The organism is Klebsiella sp. CN_Kp100 (assembly GCF_040065315.1).
GTDB classification, from domain to species: domain Bacteria; phylum Pseudomonadota; class Gammaproteobacteria; order Enterobacterales; family Enterobacteriaceae; genus Klebsiella; species Klebsiella oxytoca.
In genome coordinates this window covers 1-20,516 of record NZ_JBEAIJ010000051.1, presented here as the reverse complement: position 1 = coordinate 20,516, position 20,516 = coordinate 1, and the positions used below count along the sequence as shown (strand labels likewise).

The window sequence follows — 20,516 nt, the reverse complement described above, 5'->3', positions numbered from 1 at the left end:
ACGCTATTCCGGGATGCGATATATTACAGCGACAGAATAATTTTAATTAAGCAGCAATCTTTATTTGAATAAATAAGAGTTGCAAGCAAATTAAGCCCACAAAATAAAAAGGGATTAAGCTGCATCATGAAATATTTTCAGGTTGCAGATGACAAATTTACGTTTTCCTCAGGCAAATCTGCGATATAACATTGTTGATATAACTTAGACATATTTTGTATTTGAGGTTGTGTAGTTGTTGTTGTCATGCTACTGCTCCGCACAACCACCTCCATTACAGGACCATAATAAGAATGTCGCAGAAAAAGAAATTATTGCCCATCGCGCTGGGCCTGCTCTCGCTTGCCTCCTTTAACGCTCTGGCAGCAGAGGCTTTATCGCTTCAGGGAAAAACCATCGGTATTGCCGTCGTCGGCACGCAGCACTTCTGGGATCGCGAAGCCTATAAAGGCGCCAGCGAAGAGGTTGAGAAACTGGGCGGTAAAGCCATCGGCGTCGACGGCGGACGCGATAACCAGGTTCATGCTAATAACCACGATATTTTACTGTCGCGTAAAGTTGATGCGGTAATTAGCATTCTGGGCGACAGTTCCGTTGAGCCTAAATTTAAAGCGCTGCGCGATGCCGGCATCCCGGTATTTACCGTTGACCATGTCTCAAAATACTCGGTCAATAACACCACCTCCGATAACTACACGCTGGGGTCAACCATTGGTCGCTATATGGCCGATGAACTGGGCGGCAAAGGCAACGTGGCGGTATTTAACGCATTCTCCAGTTCCCTGCGTATTTGCGGGATTCGTTACGACCAGTGGAAATATGTCCTTAAGGATTACCCGGATATTCATATTATTCAGCCAGAGCTGGCCGAACAGTTCGCCAACTCGCCGGAAGATGCGCGGAAGAAAACCCTCGAACTGCTGAGCCAGTATCCGAAAGGCAAACTCGATGCGATTCACGTTGCCTGCTGGGATCAGCCGGCTATCGGTATTGTCCAGGCGCTGGAAGAGACCGGCCGCGATAAAGACGTCAAGGTTACCGCTATTGATGCTGGCCCGGAGACGCTGGAGATCATGGCCGAGCCGGGTAGCCCGCTTGTCGCCAACGTCGCCCAGCAGCCGCACCTGATCGGCCAGACTTCAGCCGATAACGTCGCTCGCTACTTCGAAAAACAGAAGCTGCCGCTGCAAACCTTTATCCCGGTGGTCCCGGTGAAAGGCCCGCAGGAGGCGAAAGCAGTCTACAAACAGCTGGGATATGGCGAACTGCAGTGATCACTCAATCCTCCGGCGGGGCGAATCCCGCCGCTGGTCTGGCGATGAACCAGATCGGCAAAAGCTTTGCCAACGTGACTGCATTAAATGCGGTCACGCTGCTTCTGAATCCCGGTGAAATTCACGGTCTGATTGGCGAAAACGGCGCGGGAAAATCGACGCTGATAAAAATCCTCGCCGGGGTCTACCAGGCCGATAGCGGCAACGCCACTCTTGACGGCGCGCCGCTGCCGCTTGGCAATCCAGCGGCGATTGAAGCGCTGGGTATCCGCGTCATTCACCAGGAGCTCAATCTGATCCCCCACTTTACGGTGGCGGAATCGGTGTTTCTCGGCCAGGAGTACCGCACCCGCTGGGGCGCGCTGGACCGGCGGCGGATGAATGCCGCCGCCGAAGCGTTTTTCCGCGACAGCTGGCAGCTGGACATCAATCCCCGCCGCCTGATTCGCGACCTCAGCCTCGCCGAACGCAAGCTGGTGCAGATCGCCAGGGCGCTGATTGACGGCGCGGCAAAGCTGGTGGTCTTTGATGAACCCACCGCGCCGCTGGAAGCGCAGGAGGCCAGCCTGGTTTCCTCAGCGATTTTGCGCCTGCGGGAGCAGGGGATCGGCATTCTCTATATTTCCCACTACCTCAACGAAATCGCCGCCCTCTGCGATCGCGGCACGGTACTGCGTAACGGCGAGGTCGTTGGCTATCCCGACCGGGCGCTGCTGCAGGACACCGACGCGCTGATTAAAATGATGGTCGGTCGCGACATCGAACAGCTCTATACCCCGCGCCAGAGCAGCGCTCAACGGGTAGATGCCGCCGCGCCGGTTCTTTCGGTTCGCCATCTCAGCGACGGCGTCCATCTGAATGATATTACCTTTGATATTCAGCCGGGCGAGATCGTCGGCGTCGCCGGCCTGCTGGGCGCCGGGCGCGACGTACTGGTCGATCTGCTTTATGGGCTGCGCCGCGCGCGCAGCGGCACAATAAGCATCGACGGCCAGCCGAAGCGGCTGCGCACGCCGTATCAGGCCACCCGAGCGGGGATGGCGCTGGTGCCGCGCGACCGCCGCCATCAGGGGCTGATTCTCCCCTTCTCCACCGCCGACAATATCAATCTGGCCTCGCTAGCGGAGACCGCCACTTTCGGCTGGGAGCATCGCGGCCGGGCACTGGCAAAAGCGCGCAGCTGGATTGAGCAGCTCTCCATCCGCCCTGGCCGTCCGGAGCTGCCGGTGCGCTTTATGAGCGGCGGCAACCAGCAAAAGGCGATACTTGCCCGCTGGCTCGGCACCGATGCGCGGCTTTTTATTCTTGATGAACCCACTCTCGGGGTGGATATCGGCGCGCGCAGCGATATTTATCAGCGCACCCGCGAGCTGGCGGATCGCGGTCGCGGCGTGCTGGTCTCATCCAGCGATGCGCCGGAGCTGCTCGGCCTTTGCGACCGCATCCTGGTGATGTGGCGCGGCGAGCTGGTGGCCAATCTCCCGACCCGGGGGCTGACGCTGGACGCGCTGCTGGTGACGATTAACGGTGGACAGGAACAACAGGTATGAGTGCAGATATTCAGCGCCGCCCCCTTCCGGGCATCACGACGCTTATCGAAAAATTCCCCCTGATTCTCTTTTTTGCGCTGCTGGTCTGGCTCAGCCTGCAGTCGCCTTTCTTTTTAAGCTGGCAGAATATCAGCATGATGCTGGTGCAGAGCGTGCCGCTGGCGATCCTCTGTTTCGGCCTGGTCTGCGTGATTGCCGTCGGCGGCGATGACGTGGTTTCCGGCGGTATCGATCTGTCGCTGCCCGCCATCGCGGTGCTCGGCGTCGCGTTACTCAGCCTCGGTATGGCGGAGTGGAACACCCCTTACCTGGCGCTGATTCTGCTGCTGGTCGCCGTGAGCCTGGCCTGCGGCGCGGTCAACGCCGTGCTGGTGCTGGCGGCAGGCCTGCCGCCGCTGCTGGCGACCCTGTCGACCTCGGTAGCCTTCACCGGCCTGACCGACCTGCTGACCGGCCAGCGACGCATCGCGGTAAGCGATCCGCTGATGGTGGCCTTTCGCGATAACGCTCTCTTTGGCATTCCCTGGCCGCTTCTCTATCTGCTGGCGGTCTTCGCGCTGTTTCAGCTTTTGCTCCACCACTCCCGCTTCGGCCAGCATTTACAGGCGGTGGGCGGTAACCGCGATATGGCGCAGATGAGCGGGCTCAACGTTCGCCGTTTAACCCTTCTCGTCTGGCTGCTGGCGGGCCTCGCCGCCGGTCTGGCGATTTTACCGCTGCTCAGCCAGGGCTCAGGCAGCTCGAGCGGCACGGCGACGCCGCTACTGCTGGAAACCGTCCTTGCCACTTTTATCGGCGCGGCGTTCTCGCGGCGTCGCGTGGTCACCATCTGGGGAGCGCTGCTCGGCGCGGTGCTGGTCAACGCGCTCTCTAACGGGCTCGGCCTGCTGGGAGTAAATATTTTCTGGATGGGCGCGATCAAAGGCGGCCTGATCCTCGTGGTGCTGGCGGCGTCAGCGGTCAGACATAAAGGAGGCAACTGATGAGCCAGATGACGCTCAAGACCCCCGCTACGGGACAAACCGGCAGCAGCCCGCTGGCGTGGCTATCACGGGCAGGGTTCGGCATCATTACCCTACTGGCGATTGCCCTGTTCGGCTGGGCGAACCCGGTATTTCTGACCTTCGACAACTGGGCCAATTTGCTGCAGGGCAGCGCGATTCTGCTGATCGTGGCGATGGCGATGACCCTTATCGTTAGCGCCGGAGCGATTGACCTCTCCGTCGGCGTGGCGCTGGATTTCGGCGCCGCCTTTGCGCTGGTGGCGCTGAAAACCTGGCACCTGCCGTGGCAGGCGGCGGTGGGCTGCGCGCTGCTCGGCGGGGTGATTATCGGCCTGCTGAACGCCTTCCTGATCCTTGTCTGCCAGATTCGCCCGTTCCTCGCCACCCTCGGCACCTGGTTTATCGCCAGCAGCGCCGAGCGCATCTATACCGACGGCGGCGGCTCTATCTCCTACCGCCGGATGGCGCCGGAGTATCACGATCTGGCGGTCGGCACCGTCGCCGGAATTCCGACGCCGGTGGTGATAGTTCTGGCGCTGTGGTTGGCGGCCTGGCTGCTGACCGAACGCACGCTGTTCGGCAAGTACGTGCGCGCTATCGGTCAGAACAGCGAAGCGGCGCGTATCGCCGGGATCCGCGACCGCCGGACCATGCTGTGGGTGCTGGTAGCGGCCTCCGCGCTGTGCGCCGTCGGCGGCGTCATTCTCTCCGCCAACCTGCGCCAGTTTACGCCGCTGGCCGGCCAGGCCTACCTGATGGATGCCATCGCTGCGGTCTTTATCGGCACCGCCTTTAACCGGCTGGGCCGGGTCAGCATTGCCGGCACCCTCGGCGGCGTGCTGTTCCTCGCCATTATTGATAACGGCCTGAACCTGATGGGGCTGAACTACCTGGTGAAAGATGCGCTGGTTGGCGTAATCCTGGTGGTGGCGCTGGCCCTCTCCTTCTGGCAGGCGCGTTTGCGCCAGACCCACCGTTAAGCGGAGCACCTATGGCAGCTTTTGACGCCGTCTTTGTCGGCCTGACTATTCTGGATATCGCCGGTCGCCCGGTGATCGACATCCCGCCGCGTGGCGGGGTGGCCTTTATCGAACAAATTCGTCTGAACCCCGCCGGAACCGCCGCCGGAGCCAATATTAATGCCGCTAAGCTGGGCATTCGTACCGCCGCGGTGGCCTGCCTCGGCGAAGATGAAAAGGCCGATTTTATACTCGCCAGCTATGCACGGCTGGGAATCGACTGTTCGCTGGTCCAGCGTACCGCGCAGCAGGAAACGTCGGCGACGATCCTCCCTATCCGCCCCAACGGCGAGCGCCCGGCGCTACACTGCCGGGGCGCTTCCGATACGCTTTTTATCCGCGAAGAAGAGTTTGCTGCCGTCCTCGACTGCCGCTTCCTGCACCACGGCGGCACCGGCCTGCTGGCGGCGATGGATCGCGGGCAGAGCGCCCTTCTGCTGCAAGCGGCGAAGGCTCGCGGCGTCATCACCAGCTTCGATTTGATTGCCCCCAATGAACATACCCTGGAACTGCTGCGCCCGCTGCTGCCGTCGGTGGACTACTTTATGCCCTCCCTTGAAGAAGCGGCGTATCTCTCCGGGGAGACCCAGCCGGAAGCGATCGCCCGCTTCTTTTTTGCCCTTGGCGTCGGGACCTGTATTTTGAAGGACGGCGAGAACGGTTCCTGGCTGCTGACCCGCAACGGCGCCGTTGAACATATCCCGGCGTACCGGGTCGATGCCGTGGATACCACCGGCTGCGGCGACAGCTACTGCGGCGGCTTTATTGCCGCGCTGGCCCGCGGGCTAAGCGTCAGAAAGGCATGCGAGGTGGCTTCCGCCGTCGCCGCGCTGGTGGCGACCGGCATGGGATCGGATGCCGGCGTGGTGGACTGGCCGCATACCCGGCAGTTTATGGCGGCAAACCGGCGCGGATAACAAGCTTTGCCGCCGCATCGCGCGGCGGCAAAAGCCGGTTAACGCCACTGATAGAGCAGCGGCTCGCCGGCGACATAGCGCTGAAGGTCGGCGGCAATCATCGCCGTATGCTTAGCGATGCTCTCCCGCGTCGCCCCGGCAATATGCGGGGTGATAATGACGTTATTCAACTCGGTGACAAACGGATGATCGCGCCATAGCGGCTCGCGATGGTAGACATCCAGCGCCGCGCCGCCCAGCGGGCCGTGGCGCAGCGCATGAATCAGCGCCTCTTCATCCACGACCGCCGCGCGCGAGGTATTAATCAGCAGCGCGCCCGGCTTCATGCTATTCAACAACGCCGCGTTCACCAGGCCATCGCTGTGCGGGCCGCTGCTCAGATGCAGACTTACGATATCCGCCTCGCGGAACAGTCCCTCAAGGGTCGTTTTTTGCAGCCCCGGCTCGTTAATCTCTTCGGCAGCGACAAACGGGTCCACCACCAGCACCGCCATGCCAAAGGCGCGAGCGATGCGCGCCACGCGGCGGCCAATATTACCGTAGCCAATCAGCCCCAGGGTTTTGTTGCGCAGCTCGCTGCCTTTAAACACTTCGTAAGGGCTTTGCGGACTGACGTCCCACACCACATCGCGGCGCAGTCCGCTCTGGGTGGTCTGCGCCGCGTTTTCGGCGTGGGTGAATTCGCCGCGCTTCAGCGCCGCGTGCGATTGCGGAATATGCCGCGCCAGGCTCAGCATCAGCCCCAGCGTCAGCTCGGCGGCGGCGTCCGCGTTACGCCCCGGCGTATAGAGCACGCGGATACCGCGCGCCAGGGCGGCTTTGGTATCGATGTTCACCGGATTGGCGCGCGTGCAGGCGATCACCTGCAGACGCGGACAGGCGGCGATCACCGCTTCCGTCACCTCATCGTAGCTGGTCACCAGCACCTCGGCGTCGTGGGCCAGCTCGATCAATTGGTCTGCGCTCAGCTTTGGCTTGCCCAGCGCCCAGCCTTCCACCCGCAGTTCGCCCAGTTGCTGAAAAGCGCTGAGGTCGCCGGCGTGTTCGGCGGTAAAAACAATTTTCATATGCGTTGTTCCTGAGAAATACGTTGAAGCGCCTCGCGGCGGGCGTGCCACACCGGCAGCATCTGCTCGCGTAGCAGGCGATAAACCGGATAGAGCGCGACGTAGCGGCTGTGCGCCTGTGGATTGGGCCGATAGCGGGTCTGCTCCAGCGCCGGATAGCGGCTGAGGGCATCAACGCTGCGCGCCGCCAGAATCGCCGCACCGCGCGCGCTAAGCTCGTTGAAAGTACTGGAAACCACCGTTCTGCCGGTACAGTCGGCAATAATTTGCAACCAGGTCGCTGAAGCCGCGCCGCCGCCGGTCAGGTACAGTTCGCCGCCCTGCGGGTAGCCCTGAAGCGAGTCGACGATAGCGTAAGCCAGACCTTCAAATACCGCCCGCTGCAGCTCTGCGCGGGTAGTGTGCTGGCTAATGCCGAAATAGCCTGCCCGCGCCTCTGGGCTGAAGAACGGCGCGCGTTCGCCGTTGAGATAGGGCTGCCAGAAGACGCCGCCGCTGCCCGGTTCGACGCTGGCGATATGTTGTTCCAGCTGCTGTAAATCCGGATCCAGCGAAATCTGCTGCTGGAGCCAGTCGATGTTCGGCGTCCCGGCCTGCATCGGAAAAAGGTTAATAAAGCTGCCCGCTTCGGTGTGGGTAACGTAGCGCGTCCCCTCATTGACCGTCTGGCGACCTTGACAGACGATGCCGGTGCAGCAGGTGGTGCCGAGAATAGTATAAATGTCGCCATCATTGACCGCGCCGCAGCCCAGCGCCGCGCTGCAGACATCCAGCGCGCCGGCCGCTACCGGTGTGGCAGCGGGAAGCCCGGTCAGCGCCGCGACCTCTTCACGCAGCGCGCCAGCCTGCGCGTCCGGCGCCAGCAGCGGCGGAAACAGAGGTTGTAAATCTGCCAGCCCCATCTCGTTGAGCACCACCGCGGATAACTTCCCGCTCTGCTGATTCAGCAAAGAGGTGCTGGCATCGGTGAGATCCAGTGCCGCGACGCCGGTGAGGCGAAAGCGGATCCAATCCTTGGCGAAGAACAGATAGCGGGCCGCCGCCAGCCGCTCCGGCTGATGATGCTTGAGCCAGCACAGCTGCATGCTGGTGTTGCAGGGCTGAAGATGGGTACCGGTATCGTCAAAGAAACGGCGGTCAAAACCGGGGCGGCTGAGGAGTTCGTTCATCAGTTCCCGGCTGCGGGTGTCGCTCCACAGGATACCCGGCCCGACCGGTTCGCCCTCGGCGTCGCAGAGCCAGACGCCCTCCCCCTGCCCGGCGAGGCCAATGGCGCGTAAACGCCCGTTTTGCAGCGCCGGATGCCGCGCGATATCGCGCAAAATCGCCACCACCGACTGCCACAGCTGGGCCATATCCTGTTCGGCTTCACCGTTGGCCGACAGTCGCGGGCCGGTGTTCTGCGCCGCGCTGGCGCACGCCTGAAAATGTTGATCAAACAGCACCGCCTTCACGCGCGAAGTGCCGATATCAATTCCGAGATAAAAATCCATGCCTGACCCGTTGATGGAGGGAAATTTAGTCGCGCTCGTAGCGGCGGCGCATCAGCTCGCATTCGAAAAGAAACTCCAGTCCTTCCAGCTGGCGACGGGCTTCGGGAATATCTTTGCCCCAGCAGGTCAGGCCGTGGCCGCGCAGCAGGAAGCCGTAGCGCAGCGGGTGGGTCTGCGCATAATCTTCAATGCGCGCCGCCAGGGCGTCGATATCCTGGTCGTTATCAAAAATGGCGACCGGCACGGTATCAAGATGGCTGTGCTGGCCGGCCAGGGTTTTCTGCATCTCATAACCCTGTAGCGCCAGGGTGGCGCTTTTTTCAATCCGCGACAGCACGGTCGCGTTGACGGTATGCACATGCAGTACAACATTCGCTTCCGGGAACAGGCGATACACCAGGGTATGCAGGCCGGTTTCAGCTGAGGGTTTACGCCCGGAAGGCGCTTTATTGCTGGCGATCTCCACCTGCAGGAAATCCTCCGTCGTCAGGCTACCTTTATCGCGCCCCGACTCGCTCAGCCAGCACCAGGTCTCATCCTGACGCACCGACATATTGCCGCCGGTAGCGGGCGCCCAACCTTTCGCACCGATCCAATGACAGGTGGTGACCAGTTGCGCGAGTCTTTCTTGCCACATAGCAGTTCCTTAGTTTAGCGATGTTGTATTTAGCCGTCTAAATGGCTATTTACCCGATACTAACACCGCCGACGTAAGCGAACAATATTTCAGGAAAGACTTACATTGAGAATGGTTATATCAGAAATGCATATGTAATTACGATTTTTAACAACAATACAACTACACATTTTCATGACGCCAAAATTACCGGCTGCGGAGTGTTAAAAAGATGGCTAATCGTTCCAGCGGGAAAAGGCGCAAAATTGACATCATTTGTCGATTCGGCACGGTCTTTCAGGGCGGGTGAGGCGCCAGCCTCCGCCCGGTATTTATGCGGCTACCGTAGCCAACCCCCGCGCCCCGCGATGGTGCAAAACATGGCACTGTGCACAGATTGATGGCAATCGACGACCGAGAAATACGATTTTATGTGCAGATTGCCCACCCTCTTGTGTTATGCCTGCCTTGATTTTTTTGGCATACCTCTTGCTACCCATCAGCCATCGCTATTCGGATAGCCACTCAGAGGTTCCACCATGTCAAACAGCAATGATTTTCCACTCGTCGAAGCGCCCGCTTCCGGGCGCAAGGGCGTATTTTCCATCTCGATGGTTCTGTTCAGCTTTACCTTTTTCACCGGCACCATGTTCGCGGGCGGCAAGCTGGGCGTCTCTTTCTCCATCGTTAACCTGCTGTGGATTGCGGTAATCGGTAACTTTCTGCTGGCTCTGTACGCCGCGTCGCTCGGCTGGATTGCCGCGCGCAGCGGGCTAAATACCGTGCTGATGGGGCGTTTTTGCTTCGGGGAAATCGGCAGCAAGCTCGCCGATTTTATCCTCGGTTTCGCCGAGCTGGGCTGGTACGCCTGGGGGACCGCGACGGTCGCCATCTCGCTGGTCAAAATCCTCGCCCTTCCTGAGGCGCTGACGACTCCGCTGATGATCCTGTTCGGTATCCTGTTTTGCGTCACCGCGCTGGTGGGCTACAAGGGGCTGGATGCGCTGTCGCGCGTATCGGTGCCGCTGATGTTTATTCTGCTGGTGGTGTCGATGTACCTTGCCGCCCATCACGCCGGCGGCTGGCAGGCGATGACCCAAATCGAACCCGGCGAAACCATGAGCTGGTCTGCGGCCATCACCATGGTATTCGGCACCTTTGCCAGCGGCGCGACCCAGGCGACCAACTGGACGCGGCTGGCCAACTCCAGCCGTACCGCCATCGTCGCCAGCATGAGTAGCTTCCTGATCGGCAACGGGCTAATGATTATCGCCGGCGCCTGGTGCGCCATCGTTTACCAGCAGGCTGATATCGTGGAAGTGCTGATTTTGCAGGGGCTGTCGGTCGCCGCGGTGGTGATGCTGTGCCTCAATCTGCTGACCATTCAGGGGCCGACGATTTATAACGTCTCGGCGGCGGCCTGCCATCTGCTGCGCAGCGAGCGTCGCCGCACCCTGACCGTAGTCGCCGCCGGAGTCGGCATTCTGCTGGCCATTGGCGGTATGTATGAAATGCTGATTCCTTTCCTGGTGCTGCTGGGCAGCATCATTCCCCCCATCGGCGGCGTGATCCTCGCCGACTACTGGTTTTATCGCGGCGGCCGCTACCCGCTGCTGCACACCGCCCGTTTGCCGCGTTTTAACTGGCTGGGGCTTAGCGCCTACGCCGTGGGCGCGGTGGTGGCCTACCTCTCGCCGTGGATCGCCCCGCTGGTCGGTATCACCGTTTCCGCGCTGGTCTATATCGCGCTGACTCGTCTGAGCAAACGCCAGCCCGCCGCTGATTCCGTCGTGGAACAGTAGTCATGAGTCTGACGGTGGGCGAAATCCTCGCCCTTGATGGGCTTTCCGCCATGCGCCTGCGCGCCGGTAAGCAGGGGCTACAGCTGGCGGTGCGCTGGTACTACGTGGCGGAAAATGAAAATATCGCCGAATGGATTATGGGCGGGGAGCTGGTGTTCATCACCGGGATCAACCATCCCCGCGATGAAGACAACCTGATCCATTTGCTGATGGAGGGCAAGCAGCGCGGGATTGCCGGGATGGTGATCCTCACCGGCGATGCGTACATTCAGGCGATCCCGCCGCGCCTGATTGCGCTGGCCGATGAACTGGGCATACCGCTGATCGAACAGCCCTATCTGCTGAAGATGGTGATCGTGACCGAACGCATCGGTACCGCGCTGGTGCGCAGCGAAAACGCCCTGCAATCGCAGCGCGATATTCTGCTGCAGCTGTTAACCGGCGACTTTCCCGACCTGCAAATTCTGCATCAGCGCGCGCTCCACCAGCAGCTGGACTTTACCCGGCCGCTACGGGTAGCGGCGCTGCGGCTGGAAGGTATCCAACGCCTGTTTCGTCAGTTTCCGCCGGAGCAGGCCGAGGCCTGGCTGCAGCAGGCCCGCCGCACCGTACGCCAGCGCCTGCAGCAGCAGCTCAATCAGCAGGGCAATCCTTTTCCGCTGGTCGAGCGCGGCAATATGTTTCTCTTCCTGCTGCCGGATGAAGAGGGCGAGTTTTATCAGCAGAAAACGTGGCTCCAGACGTGGCTGCATGCGCTGGCGGAGGGCGACGACGGGCTATCGCTGCTGTGCGGCCTTTCGGCGCCGGTGCAGCAGCTACAGGAATATCAGCGCGCGCTGTCGCAGGCCCGTCAGGCGCTGGACCTCAGCGATAGCCTGCGTCCGGCCCAGCGCATCAGCGACTACCAGCAATTGGGCTTTATCAAGCTGCTCTCCGCCGTCGGCGACCCAGGGCTACTGAGCGATTTTATGCACGATACCCTCGGCTGTCTGATCGAACCCGATCGCAAAAGCCCATGGCTGCTGATGGAGACGCTGGAAACGCTGCTTCAGGAGAGCGGCAACGTGGTCCGGGCCGCCGAGCGGCTGGGTATCCACCGCAACACGCTGCATCAGCGTATCCAACGTATTGAAAAGCTGACCCGCTATCCGGTCAGCCATCCGCAATTTCATCTCAACGCCTCGGTCGCCCTGGCGATCTGGCGTATGTCGCAAAACCATTTACGGGAACAACCATGAAAATTATCAACGCGCGTCTGCGCCAGCAAGAAGCGCTTTATACCCTTGAGCTAGAGGACGGTCTGTTTAAGAGCATCACCGCGCAGACCGCCGTGCAGACGGCTGACGCCGACGATATCGACGCAGAGCAAAAGCTGGCGATCCCGCCGTTCGTCGAGCCGCATATTCATCTCGATGCCACCCTGACGGCGGGCGAGCCGGAGTGGAATATGAGCGGTACCCTGTTTGAGGGCATCGCCCGCTGGAGCCAGCGTAAAGCGAGCGTCACCGTCGAAGATACCCGCCAGCGGGCGCTGAAAACCATCGGCATGCTGCGCGACAACGGCGTGCAGCACGTGCGTACCCACATTGATGTTACCGACCCTTCCCTGACCGCCCTTGAGGCAATGCTGAGGGTGAAAAAGGAGGCGGCTCATCTTATCGATCTGCAGATCGTCGCCTTCCCGCAGGAGGGCATTGAGTCCTTCCCCGGCGGACGCGAGCTGATGACCCGCGCCATCGAAATGGGCGCCGACGTGGTGGGCGGTATCCCGCACTACGAAAACACCCGCGATAAGGGCGTCAGCTCGCTGGTTTTTCTGATGGACCTGGCCCAGCGCCACGGCTGCCTGGTGGACGTGCATTGCGATGAAACCGACGATCCGCAGTCGCGCTTTCTGGAGGTGCTGGCGGAAGAGGCCCGGGTGCGCGGCATGGGCGCGCAGGTCACCGCCAGCCATACCTGCGCTATGGGTTCTTACGATAATGCCTACTGCTCGAAGCTGTTCCGCCTGCTCAAAGCGTCGGGCATCAACTTTATCTCCTGCCCGACCGAAAGCATTCACCTGCAGGGGCGCTTCGACAGTTGGCCGAAACGCCGCGGCGTGACGCGGGTGGCGGAGCTGGACCGCGCCGGGATCAACGTCTGCTTCGCCCAGGACTCCATTCAGGACCCGTGGTACCCGCTGGGCAACGGTAACATCATGCGCATTCTCGACGCCGGGCTGCATATCTGCCATATGCTGGGATACGAAGATTTGCAGCGCTGCCTCGATCTGATTACCGATAACAGCGCCCGCACGCTGTGCCTCGGCGATAACTACGGTATTGCCGAAGGGCGCCCGGCGAACCTGCTGATCCTCGATGCGGAAAACGACTATGACGCGCTGCGCCGCCAGGCAAAAGTGCTGACCTCCATTCGTCACGGTAAGATCATTTTGCAGCGCCAGGCGGAGCAGATTCGCTATCCGGCATAAGCCTGACGTTGGCGCGGTACCTGTGCCGCGTCAACCCGCTGCTCGCCGGAGGATTTATGTGGTACCTTCTTACTACTTTTTCCGTGCCGACGATGGGCTCCTGCGTCGGCGCGGGCTCACTGAGGACAACCCGTACCCTGATACTATGAGCGAAAAAAAATGGATTAAGGCAGAGGACGTTGCCCGGCTCGCTGGCGTCTCCCGTTCCGCAGTTTCCCGCACCTTTACCCCCGGCGCGTCGGTGGCGGAAAAAACCCGCCAGAAGGTTCTCGCCGCAGCGGAAACGCTGGGCTATCAGGTGAATATTATCGCCCGCACGATGAACACCGGCAGCAGCAACTTTATCGGCATCGTCACCGCCGGATTTGATAACCCGTTCCGCAGTAAGCTGCTGTCGCCGCTGGTCCACCAGCTGGCGCTCAACGGTTTTATGCCGCTGCTGATGAACGCCGACGATCCGCAGCAGCTCGCCCCGTCGCTCAGACAGTTGCTGAGCTATCACGTCGCAGGCGTCATTATTACCTCCGGGGCGCCGCCGCTGTCGCTGGCGGAGGAGTATCTGGAGCGAAAAATCCCGGTCACCCTTATCAACCGCCACGCCGACCTGGCCGGCTGCGATCGCGTGTGCAGCGACAACGCGCAGGGCGCGAAGCTGGTCGCCGACCTGTGTACTCAGCGCCAGTGGCGCCAGGCCGGGTTTATCGGCGAAAGTCTGGATAACTTCAGCACCCGCCAGCGCTACGAAGCGTTTGTTGCCCATAGCCAGGGCATGGAGATCGCCGCGCACTTCTGCGATAGCAGCGGCTATCAGGCGGGATTTGCCGCCGCCAGACAGCTGCTTGCCGCACATCCGCAGCTGCAGGCGCTCTTCTGCGCCACCGATATGCTGGCGCTCGGCGCCCTGGACGGTCTGCGGGCAGACAACCCCGCCGCTTCGCTACCCGCTATTATCGGCTTCGATGATATCCCGCAGGCGGACTGGCAGCCCTATCAGCTGACTACCGTGCAGCAAAATACTGCCCTGCTCGCCCACCATGCGGTGGATCTGCTGGTCACGCGGATCGCCAAATTCAGTCTGCCGTCACGCCATCGTGAAGTGCCGGTGAAACTGATCGTTCGTCAAAGTGCAAAATGAAAAATTCATTTTATGCTGGAGCGATCACAGAATAATTTTTTTAATCCATCCACACTCATTTTGCCCTTCGGGGCTGTTTTATTCAGGCAAATTGCACACGTGTGCAAAATAGGGAGTTACGATGAAATCACTGGAATTACATGAACTGCAGGCCCGCTACCGCCTGGCCTGCGAGCTGGCGCAGGCCGGCGCGGAACTGGCGTTCGAATACTATCAACAGCGCGACCGGCTGGCGGTGGATCATAAAGGCGATGACCTGCAGGACGTGGTCAGCGTCGCCGATAAACAGGTCGAAGCGTTTGTGAAGCAGCGCATTATGGACGCCTTCCCGCAGGACGGCTTTCTCGGCGAAGAGAGCGGAACGCAGATGCCGGACGCCCGCGTCCTGTGGGTTGTCGATCCTATCGACGGCACCAGCTGTTTTCTTAACGGCCTGCATACCTGGTGCCTGTCACTGGCTATCGTCGCCGACGGGGAACCGGTTATCGGCGTGGTGTACGACCCCAACCATCGCGAGCTGTTCCACGCCCTGAAAGGCCAGGGCGCATGGCTTAACGATGCGCCTATCGCGCCGCATCCGGGTGCGACGGTCAAAGAGGGAGTGATGGGCGTCGGCACCTCGCACCGCGTGACGCCTGCGCTCTTTCTGCCCTTCCTCGATGCGCTGCTGAGCGACGGCGGGATGTTTATCCGCAACGGCTCCGGAGCGCTGATGAGCGCCTGGGCGGCGGCAGGCAGGCTTATCGGCTACTACGAACCGCATATGAACCCCTGGGACGGGCTGCCGGGGCTGGTGCTGATGCGCGAAGCGGGCGGCCTTAGCAACGATTATCTGGCAAACGACGGGATTCGTCACGGCAACCCGCTGCTGCTGGCCAGCAAGACGCTCTACCCACAATTAAAAAACATGCTTTGTCACCCATTACCTTAACCGTATCGGGTCAGGCTTTATCTGATTATGTACTCTACACAACGACGATAAACCTCACGGACGAACCACACTAATCAGTCAGGCCTCCGACCTTCGGAGATACCATTATGTCTGGAAGAATTATCGCATTTTTTCGCGCTTCGCCGCCCAAAGCGGGCGGAGAGTTCGATGAGCGGCGCTTTCGCAGCGTGCGCTGGCAAACCTTTATCACCATGACCCTGGCGTACGTCACGTTCTACGTTTGCCGGCTATCGTTCACCGTCGCCAAAAGCGCGCTGGTGGAACTCGGCATAACCCCAACGGAGCTGGGCATGATCGGCTCAACGCTATTTTTCAGCTACGCCATCGGCAAGCTGGTCAACGGCTTTATTGCCGATCATGCCAACGTAGTGCGCTACATGAGCCTCGGGCTACTGCTAAGCGCCGGAATGAACCTGATGATGGGGATGACCAGCAACGCCATGCTGCTGGCAATCTTCTGGGGGATTAACGGCTGGGCGCAGTCGATGGGCGTTGGCCCGTGCGTGGTATCGCTGGCGCGCTGGTACGGCTGTAAAGAACGAGGTACCTTTTATGCGATCTGGTCGACGGCGCATAACATCGGCGAAGCGATGACCTATATGGTGATCGCCGCGGTGATTGCCGGATTCGGCTGGCAGATGGGCTACCTGTCGACCGCCGCGCTCGGCGCCGCCGGGGTGGTGCTGATGCTGTTGTTTATGCGTGACTCGCCGCAAAGCTGCGGCTTCCCGCCCATCAACGTCATTCGCGATGAACCGCAGGAGGAGACGGAAGCCCGCGGCTCGGTATTTAAAAACCAGCTGCTGGCGCTGCGTAACCCGGCCCTGTGGACGCTGGCCCTGGCCTCGGCGTTTATGTATATCGACCGTTACGCGGTGAACTCGTGGGGGATCTTCTTTCTGGAACAGGATAAAGCCTACTCTACTCTCGAAGCGTCCGGGATTATCGGGGTCAACGCTATCGCGGGCATTGCCGGAACCATTATCGCCGGGATGCTCTCCGACCGCTTTTTCCCGCGTAACCGCAGCGTGATGGCCGGGTTTATCAGCCTGCTCAACACCGCCGGCTTCGCGCTGATGCTCTGGTCGCCGCATGGCTACTACACCGATATTCTGGCGATGATTATCTTCGGCGCCACCATCGGAGCGTTGACCTGCTTCCTTGGCGGACTGATCGCGGTCGATATTTCATCGCGTAAAGCCGCGGGCGCCGCGCTCGGCACTATCGGTATCGCCAGCTACGCGGGGGCGGGACTCGGCGAGTTTCTCACCGGCATCATCATCGATAAAACCTCGATGATCGAAAACGGCAAAACGCTATATGACTTCAGTACGCTGTCGCTGTTTTGGGTAGGCACCGGCCTCGTGTCCGCGCTATTCTGTTTTACCACCGCTGCGATTGTCGCCAGGCGACACGCGATAGAACGTCAGACCTCATTCTCGTCATAACCTTTTAACTTATAAGGAAGATTTTATGATGCCTGTACGACATCAGGTTTTGCTACGCCTGCTGCTTGCCTGCGCTCTGCCGCTGCTGGCCGCACCGGGCCATGCCGCCACGCAGTATGCGCTGGAAAAAGTGGTTGAACTCAGCCGCCACGGCATTCGTCCGCCGACCGAGGGCAACCGGGAGGCCATCGAAGCCGCGACCCAGCGTCCGTGGACGCAGTGGACCACCCACGACGGCGAGCTGACCGGCCACGGCTATGCCGCCGTCGTCAATAAGGGGCGCGATGAGGGCGCGCGCTTTCGCCAGCTGGGTCTGCTGACGGCGGGCTGCCCGGCGAGCGGTGAGATTTATGTTCGCGCCAGCCCCCTGCAGCGTACGCGGGCCACCGCCCAGGCGCTGGTGGACGGCGCCTTTCCCGGCTGCGGCGTGATGATTCATCACGTCAGCGGCGACGCGGATCCGCTGTTTCAGACCGACAAATTTGCCGCTACGCAAACCGATCCCGCCCGCCAGCTGGCGGAAGTGAAGAAGAAGGCCGGCGATCTGGCGCAGCGTCGGCAGGAGCTGGCTCCGGCAATTCAGCTGCTGAAAAACGCGGTCTGCATACCCGATAAGCCCTGCCCGGTGTTTGATCTACCGTGGCAGGTGGAGCAGAGCAAAAGCGGCAAAACCTCGATTAGCGGGCTGAGCGTGATGGCCAATATGGTTGAGACGCTGCGTCTGGGGTGGAGCGAGAACCTGCCTCTCAGCCAGCTGGCGTGGGGCCATATTACCCGTTCCAGCCAGATAACCGCCCTGTTGCCGCTGCTGACGGAGAACTACGATCTCAGCAACGATGTGTTTTATACCGCGCAAAAACGCGGCTCGATTCTGCTCAACGCCATGCTTGAAGGGGTAAAAGAGGGCGCCGCGCCGAACGTGCGCTGGCTGCTGCTGGTAGCGCACGATACGAATATCGCCATGGTGCGGACGTTAATGGACTTTAGCTGGCAGCTGCCAGGGTACAGCCGCGGCAATATCCCGCCGGGCAGCAGCCTGGTGCTGGAACGCTGGCGCGATACCCGCAGCGGTCAACGCTACCTGCGCGTCTACTTCCAGGCGCAAAGTCTGGACGATTTGCGCCGCCTGCAAACGCCGGATAGCCAGCATCCGCTGTTGCGCCAGGAGTGGCGTCAGGCGGGCTGCCAGACGACCGATGTCGGGACGCTGTGCCCTTACCAGGCGGCGCTGACCGCGCTGGGCCGCAATATCGATCCGCAGTCCGCTCCGGCGGTGGAGATGGTGCTGCCATAAATAAGTAGAAGGCGAAGCTTTGGCGGTCGCTTCGCTTTTTGGCTCAGGTTCAGGCTTTTTCTGGTTTGAACGCCCCGGCGGCGACCTGCTCCGGGGTGACCACGCCGCTATCCAGCACCCAGCCGCTGACTAACGTTGCGGGCGTGACGTCGAACGCGGGATTGTAAACCGCAGCCTCTTTCGGCGCCCACTGCACCGCGCCAAAGCTGCCGGCGACGCCGGTGACTTCGGCGGCTGCCCGCTGCTCAATCGGGATCGCCGCGCCGTTCGGGCAATGGCGATCCAGGGTAGTTTGCGGCGCGGCTACGTAAAACGGGATCTGGTGATATTTTGCCAGAACCGCCAGCGAATAGGTGCCGATTTTATTGGCTACGTCGCCGTTGGCGGCAATACGGTCAGCGCCCACCCAAACCGCGTCGACCTGGCCCTGCGCCATCAGGCTGGCGGCCATCGAATCGGTAATCAGCCGATACGGCACCCCCAGCTCACCCAGCTCCCAGGCGGTCAGGCGCCCGCCCTGCAACAGAGGGCGCGTTTCATCCACCCAGACGTTTGCCACTTTCCCCTGCTGATACGCCAGCGCAATCACCCCCAGCGCGGTGCCGACGCCCGCCGTCGCCAGGCCGCCGGTATTGCAGTGGGTCAACAGGCGGCTACCCGGCGTCACCAGCGCGCTGCCCGCCTCGGCGATGCTGGCGCAAAGCTGTTTATCCTCGGCGACCAGGCGCAGCGCTTCCGCTTCCAGCGCCTGCGGATAGTGCTCCTTCGCCAGCGCCAGCTTCATGCGATCCAGATTATTCATCAGGTTCACCGCCGTTGGACGCGCGGCGCGCAGCGTCTCCAGCGCCTCAGATAGCGCATCGCGGGTCAGACCGCGCCGCGCCAGCAGCGCCAGCAGCAGGCTGGCGGACAGGCCAATCAACGGCGCGCCGCGTACCCGCAGGGCGTGAATATGGTCCACCAGCAATTCGACGTTATCCGCCGCCAGCCAGCGTTTTTCCTGCGGTAAGGCCTGCTGGTCAAGAATAAAGAGCTGATTTTCGCTTACCCGCAGGCTGGTGGTCTGTAGTGTCTGCATTTAGTTAAATCCCTGTTGCGTTGTTGTATCACATTGTGTCAGGATGAAATCCAGAAGTATAGACGTCTGAACGGCTTAATCAGAATTTTGAGGATCGAGGCAATGTCGCAATACCATACTTTCACGGCCAGCGATGCGGTGGCTTACGCCCAACAATTTGGCGGTATCGATAATCCGACAGAACTGGTGTCCGCGCAGGAAGTGGGCGATGGCAACCTCAACCTGGTGTTTAAAATTTTTGATACCGAGGGCGTGAGCCGGATTATCGTTAAGCAGGCGCTGCCCTACGTGCGCTGCGTAGGAGAGTCCTGGCCGCTGACCCTTGACCGCGCGCGCCTTGAGGCGCAAACCCTGGTGGCTCACCATCAGCACTGCCCACAGCACACGGTGCGGATTGTGCATTTCGATCCCGAGCTGGCGGTGATGGTGATGGAAGATCTTTCCGATCACCGCATCTGGCGCGGTGAGCTGATTAACAACGTTTACTACCCGCGCGCCGCCAGCCAGCTGGGGGAATACCTGGCCCAGGCGCTGTTCCACACCAGCGACTTTTATCTGCATCCTCACGAGAAAAAGGCCCATGTGGCGCAATTTATCAACCCCGAGATGTGCGAAATTACCGAGGATCTGTTCTTTAACGATCCGTATCAGGTTCATGAGCGCAACAGCTATCCATCAGCGCTGGAAACCGACGTCGCCGCCCTGCGAGAAGATACCCAGCTGAAGCTGGTGGTGGCCGCGCTGAAGCACCGGTTTTTCTCCCATGCCGAAGCGTTACTGCATGGCGATATTCATAGCGGCTCAATTTTCGTCGCCGAAGGCAGCTTTAAGGCCATCGACGCCGAGTTCGGTTTTTTCGGCCCGATTGGCTTCGATATCGGCACCGCCATCGGCAACCTGCTGCTCAACTACTGCGGCCTGCCGGGGCATCTGGGCATTCGCGATGCCGCCGCCGCTCGCGAACAGCGCCTCAACGATATACAGCAGTTCTGGACCACCTTTGCCGAGCGTTTCCAGGCGCTGGCGGCGGAGAAATCCCGCGACGTGGCGCTGGCCTGCCCCGGCTATGCCTCCGCGTTTCTGAAAAAAGTGTGGGCCGACGCGGTCGGCTTCTGCGGCACCGAGCTGATTCGCCGCAGCGTCGGGCTATCGCACGTGGCGGATATCGACGCTATCCCGGACGAAGCCATGCGTCATGAATGCCTGCGCCACGCCATCACCCTGGGTAAAGCGCTGATTGTGATTGCCGATCGCATCGACAGCGTGGATGAGCTGATTGCGCGAATTCGCCAGTACGGTTGAATCTCCGTCCAGCCTTTCCCGGCTCGCGCTGCGCTTAGCCGTATATGGACACCTCCCGTTATGCAAGCCATCTCTGCATTTTGTGTAACGGG

17 protein-coding genes are annotated in these 20,516 nt (G+C 60.7%); 13 read left to right on the top strand and 4 right to left on the bottom strand.

Features of this window, described 5'->3' with window-relative positions; all coding sequences use genetic code 11:
* Positions 1 to 293 precede the first annotated feature (293 nt).
* From ABLV12_RS23065 to ABLV12_RS23045, 5 genes are read left to right on the top strand one after another with little or no spacing between them, the layout of a single operon-like run.
* Entirely contained in the window at positions 294 to 1,274 is a 981-nt protein-coding gene (locus ABLV12_RS23065) for a sugar ABC transporter substrate-binding protein (RefSeq protein WP_004100127.1), read from the top strand.
* A 44-nt stretch (positions 1,275 to 1,318) separates the two neighbouring features.
* Positions 1,319 to 2,824 carry a sugar ABC transporter ATP-binding protein gene (locus ABLV12_RS23060; RefSeq protein ID WP_187416165.1) on the top strand — a complete coding sequence of 502 codons (1,506 nt, stop codon included), beginning with the start codon at positions 1,319 to 1,321 and terminating at the stop codon, positions 2,822 to 2,824.
* Positions 2,821 to 3,807 (top strand): ABC transporter permease, encoded by a 987-nt coding sequence (locus ABLV12_RS23055; protein WP_004100123.1) that lies wholly within the window; start codon positions 2,821 to 2,823, stop codon positions 3,805 to 3,807. Before ABLV12_RS23060 ends, ABLV12_RS23055 begins: the two co-directional genes overlap by 4 nt.
* Entirely contained in the window at positions 3,807 to 4,808 is a 1,002-nt protein-coding gene (locus tag ABLV12_RS23050) for an ABC transporter permease (protein ID WP_064345049.1), read from the top strand. The genes ABLV12_RS23055 and ABLV12_RS23050 overlap by 1 nt, the downstream gene beginning before the upstream one ends.
* 11 nt (positions 4,809 to 4,819) lie before the next feature.
* Positions 4,820 to 5,764, top strand: a complete 945-nt coding sequence (locus ABLV12_RS23045) for a sugar kinase (RefSeq protein WP_160885832.1) — start codon at positions 4,820 to 4,822, stop codon at positions 5,762 to 5,764.
* 38 nt (positions 5,765 to 5,802) lie between these two features.
* Here the strand turns inward: ABLV12_RS23045 and ABLV12_RS23040 are convergent, their stop codons facing one another.
* The 3 genes from ABLV12_RS23040 to ABLV12_RS23030 are packed head-to-tail and all read right to left on the bottom strand — an operon-like array spanning position 5,803 to position 8,961.
* A complete protein-coding gene (locus ABLV12_RS23040; protein WP_105889904.1) occupies positions 5,803 to 6,831 on the bottom strand; it encodes a 2-hydroxyacid dehydrogenase in 1,029 nt (342 codons plus the stop codon).
* Positions 6,828 to 8,324, bottom strand: coding sequence for an FGGY-family carbohydrate kinase (locus ABLV12_RS23035; RefSeq protein WP_325905268.1), 1,497 nt, complete (start codon positions 8,322 to 8,324; stop codon positions 6,828 to 6,830). Before ABLV12_RS23035 ends, ABLV12_RS23040 begins: the two co-directional genes overlap by 4 nt.
* A gap of 25 nt (positions 8,325 to 8,349) precedes the next feature.
* Positions 8,350 to 8,961, bottom strand: coding sequence for a methylthioribulose 1-phosphate dehydratase (locus tag ABLV12_RS23030; protein ID WP_004111298.1), 612 nt, complete (start codon positions 8,959 to 8,961; stop codon positions 8,350 to 8,352).
* 518 nt (positions 8,962 to 9,479) lie between these two features.
* Here ABLV12_RS23030 and codB point away from each other — a divergent pair.
* The 7 genes from codB (at position 9,480) to ABLV12_RS22995 (ending at position 18,044) form a co-directional block, all read left to right on the top strand.
* Positions 9,480 to 10,742, top strand: a complete 1,263-nt coding sequence (codB, locus tag ABLV12_RS23025; RefSeq protein ID WP_004111297.1) for a cytosine permease — start codon at positions 9,480 to 9,482, stop codon at positions 10,740 to 10,742.
* 2 nt (positions 10,743 to 10,744) lie between these two features.
* Positions 10,745 to 11,980, top strand: a complete 1,236-nt coding sequence (locus ABLV12_RS23020) for a PucR family transcriptional regulator ligand-binding domain-containing protein (RefSeq protein WP_004100108.1) — start codon at positions 10,745 to 10,747, stop codon at positions 11,978 to 11,980.
* Positions 11,977 to 13,215 carry a cytosine deaminase gene (gene codA / locus ABLV12_RS23015; protein ID WP_004100106.1) on the top strand — a complete coding sequence of 413 codons (1,239 nt, stop codon included), beginning with the start codon at positions 11,977 to 11,979 and terminating at the stop codon, positions 13,213 to 13,215. The genes ABLV12_RS23020 and codA overlap by 4 nt, the downstream gene beginning before the upstream one ends.
* Before the next feature lie 145 nt (positions 13,216 to 13,360).
* Positions 13,361 to 14,350, top strand: a complete 990-nt coding sequence (locus tag ABLV12_RS23010; RefSeq protein ID WP_024273902.1) for a LacI family DNA-binding transcriptional regulator — start codon at positions 13,361 to 13,363, stop codon at positions 14,348 to 14,350.
* A 121-nt stretch (positions 14,351 to 14,471) separates the two neighbouring features.
* Complete coding sequence (locus ABLV12_RS23005) at positions 14,472 to 15,281, top strand: inositol monophosphatase (protein WP_335269398.1); 810 nt, start codon at positions 14,472 to 14,474, stop codon at positions 15,279 to 15,281.
* Between the two features lie 107 nt (positions 15,282 to 15,388).
* Positions 15,389 to 16,750 carry an MFS transporter gene (locus tag ABLV12_RS23000; protein WP_004100101.1) on the top strand — a complete coding sequence of 454 codons (1,362 nt, stop codon included), beginning with the start codon at positions 15,389 to 15,391 and terminating at the stop codon, positions 16,748 to 16,750.
* Between the two features lie 25 nt (positions 16,751 to 16,775).
* Positions 16,776 to 18,044 (top strand): histidine-type phosphatase, encoded by a 1,269-nt coding sequence (locus tag ABLV12_RS22995; protein ID WP_348867378.1) that lies wholly within the window; start codon positions 16,776 to 16,778, stop codon positions 18,042 to 18,044.
* Between the two features lie 49 nt (positions 18,045 to 18,093).
* Here ABLV12_RS22995 and mtnA read toward each other — a convergent pair whose 3' ends face one another.
* Positions 18,094 to 19,122 carry an S-methyl-5-thioribose-1-phosphate isomerase gene (mtnA, locus tag ABLV12_RS22990; RefSeq protein WP_023320545.1) on the bottom strand — a complete coding sequence of 343 codons (1,029 nt, stop codon included), beginning with the start codon at positions 19,120 to 19,122 and terminating at the stop codon, positions 18,094 to 18,096.
* 102 nt (positions 19,123 to 19,224) lie between these two features.
* Here mtnA and mtnK point away from each other — a divergent pair, with 102 nt between their 5' ends.
* On the top strand, positions 19,225 to 20,424 hold the full coding sequence (gene mtnK, locus ABLV12_RS22985; protein WP_004100097.1) for an S-methyl-5-thioribose kinase: 1,200 nt from the start codon (positions 19,225 to 19,227) through the stop codon (positions 20,422 to 20,424).
* Positions 20,425 to 20,516 lie beyond the last annotated feature (92 nt).

Bases quoted from the DNA above. Each gene is read 5' to 3' on its own strand.
- ABLV12_RS23065 (WP_004100127.1), top strand. From the start codon at position 294: ATGTCGCAGAAAAAGAAATTATTGCCCATCGCGCTGGGCCTGCTCTCG.
- ABLV12_RS23060 (WP_187416165.1), top strand. From the start codon at position 1,319: ATGAACCAGATCGGCAAAAGCTTTGCCAACGTGACTGCATTAAATGCG.
- ABLV12_RS23055 (WP_004100123.1), top strand. From the start codon at position 2,821: ATGAGTGCAGATATTCAGCGCCGCCCCCTTCCGGGCATCACGACGCTT.
- ABLV12_RS23050 (WP_064345049.1), top strand. From the start codon at position 3,807: ATGAGCCAGATGACGCTCAAGACCCCCGCTACGGGACAAACCGGCAGC.
- ABLV12_RS23045 (WP_160885832.1), top strand. From the start codon at position 4,820: ATGGCAGCTTTTGACGCCGTCTTTGTCGGCCTGACTATTCTGGATATC.
- ABLV12_RS23040 (WP_105889904.1), bottom strand. From the start codon at position 6,831: ATGAAAATTGTTTTTACCGCCGAACACGCCGGCGACCTCAGCGCTTTT.
- ABLV12_RS23035 (WP_325905268.1), bottom strand. From the start codon at position 8,324: ATGGATTTTTATCTCGGAATTGATATCGGCACTTCGCGCGTGAAGGCG.
- ABLV12_RS23030 (WP_004111298.1), bottom strand. From the start codon at position 8,961: ATGTGGCAAGAAAGACTCGCGCAACTGGTCACCACCTGTCATTGGATC.
- codB (WP_004111297.1), top strand. From the start codon at position 9,480: ATGTCAAACAGCAATGATTTTCCACTCGTCGAAGCGCCCGCTTCCGGG.
- ABLV12_RS23020 (WP_004100108.1), top strand. From the start codon at position 10,745: ATGAGTCTGACGGTGGGCGAAATCCTCGCCCTTGATGGGCTTTCCGCC.
- codA (WP_004100106.1), top strand. From the start codon at position 11,977: ATGAAAATTATCAACGCGCGTCTGCGCCAGCAAGAAGCGCTTTATACC.
- ABLV12_RS23010 (WP_024273902.1), top strand. From the start codon at position 13,361: ATGAGCGAAAAAAAATGGATTAAGGCAGAGGACGTTGCCCGGCTCGCT.
- ABLV12_RS23005 (WP_335269398.1), top strand. From the start codon at position 14,472: ATGAAATCACTGGAATTACATGAACTGCAGGCCCGCTACCGCCTGGCC.
- ABLV12_RS23000 (WP_004100101.1), top strand. From the start codon at position 15,389: ATGTCTGGAAGAATTATCGCATTTTTTCGCGCTTCGCCGCCCAAAGCG.
- ABLV12_RS22995 (WP_348867378.1), top strand. From the start codon at position 16,776: ATGATGCCTGTACGACATCAGGTTTTGCTACGCCTGCTGCTTGCCTGC.
- mtnA (WP_023320545.1), bottom strand. From the start codon at position 19,122: ATGCAGACACTACAGACCACCAGCCTGCGGGTAAGCGAAAATCAGCTC.
- mtnK (WP_004100097.1), top strand. From the start codon at position 19,225: ATGTCGCAATACCATACTTTCACGGCCAGCGATGCGGTGGCTTACGCC.